This is a genomic window from uncultured Jannaschia sp. (assembly GCF_947494025.1).
In the GTDB taxonomy this organism is placed as follows: domain Bacteria; phylum Pseudomonadota; class Alphaproteobacteria; order Rhodobacterales; family Rhodobacteraceae; genus Jannaschia.
The window spans coordinates 1-1,264 of the sequence record NZ_CANLTQ010000104.1; the positions used below are offsets into that span (position 1 = coordinate 1).

The following is a 1,264-nucleotide window of genomic DNA, read 5'->3' on the forward strand; positions in this document are numbered from 1 at the left end:
GCTCAGTGAACGAACGACACCCGCTATGAAGAAGCAGGTGGACGCCAGTTCCTACACCATCTCTCGGGACACTACCGGAGCACCCCGGCGCAAGCGACATCGCGGGTGCTTTCGGTAATCCTATGCGCTGTTTAACGAAGGCGCCGCCGTTTGACTACGCCCTAACGCCATAGCGAGCATGCCAAATAACGCGACGATTTCGCCGGAGCGGACACCCGTAACCAATAGGCAAACGACAGCTTTGTCCCGCCTTGCGTGAGTTCAATCGTGGTGATGCTTCGCGATCGGGGCGAATGGCCGGTTTGGCGGGCCGCGCCACGGCATCGAGACCGGCGGTGAACAGCAGCTAAGAGCCGTTCGCAGGAGGGCTTCGTCGGGCATTGCCAGTTTCCTGCTGGAACGACGAGGTCTCTCCACGATGCGTCGGCCTGAATGCGGACACCTCCAGAAACCTCTACTCTTGAGGCGCCTGTGATGATTCACTGACCTCGACACGAGGAGGCGGCGATGTCGAAGCAGACGGGGTTCTGGAGCATCGAGGATCGGCTCAGGGGATTTCCGTTGGGGGTGATCCGCTTGAGACGCTGAACAGGACGGTCGAGTTCGAACGCTTCCGGGCGATCCTAGAGGGTGTTGCGGGCCGGCCACGCAGCGCCAAGGGTGGACAACCGGCGATGGACGTGGTGCTGAAGTTCCGGATGCTGGTCTTGCAGAGCCTGCATGGCTAAGCCTCGGAGCGACCGAACGGATGGTCCGCGACCGGCTGAGTTAACGTCAAAGGAACACGGACGGCGAGAAGGCTGCGATCAAGGCAGGGCAATCCGCTTCGGAGATCTGGCCAGACAAGCCCGCGAAGGCTGCTCAGAAAGACACCGATGGCCGGTGGACGGTCAAGTACAGCAAGGCCAAAGTGCGCCCCGACGGCACCAAGCCCGTCGACATCGCGATCCCGATCTACGGCTACAAGTCCCACGTCAGCATCGACCGGATGCATGGGGTGATCCGCCGTCAGATCGTCACGGATGCCTCCCGGCACGATGGTGCCCGGCTGCGCGAAGGCCTGATCCATCCGGCCAACACCGCCCGCGACGTCTGGGCGGAGAGCGCCTACCGCTCTGCCGAGAACGAGCGCTGACTCGAGGCCAACGGGATGGCCAGCCAAGTCCACCGCAAGAAGCCGCGCGGCCGCCCCCCTCTTGTCTTATGCATTTCCCAGCTCCCGGTTTATTTTGGGAGCGGCCACGCGGATTGCGCATGTTCGCGC

Annotated in this window: 1 protein-coding gene; it reads left to right on the forward strand. The window is 62.6% G+C overall.

Features of this window, described 5'->3' with window-relative positions:
* Window positions 1-910 precede the first annotated feature (910 nt).
* Window positions 911-1,135: a transposase gene (locus tag Q1B08_RS21440; RefSeq protein ID WP_299823390.1), complete on the forward strand. Its 225-nt coding sequence runs from the start codon at window positions 911-913 to the stop codon at window positions 1,133-1,135.
* Window positions 1,136-1,264 lie beyond the last annotated feature (129 nt).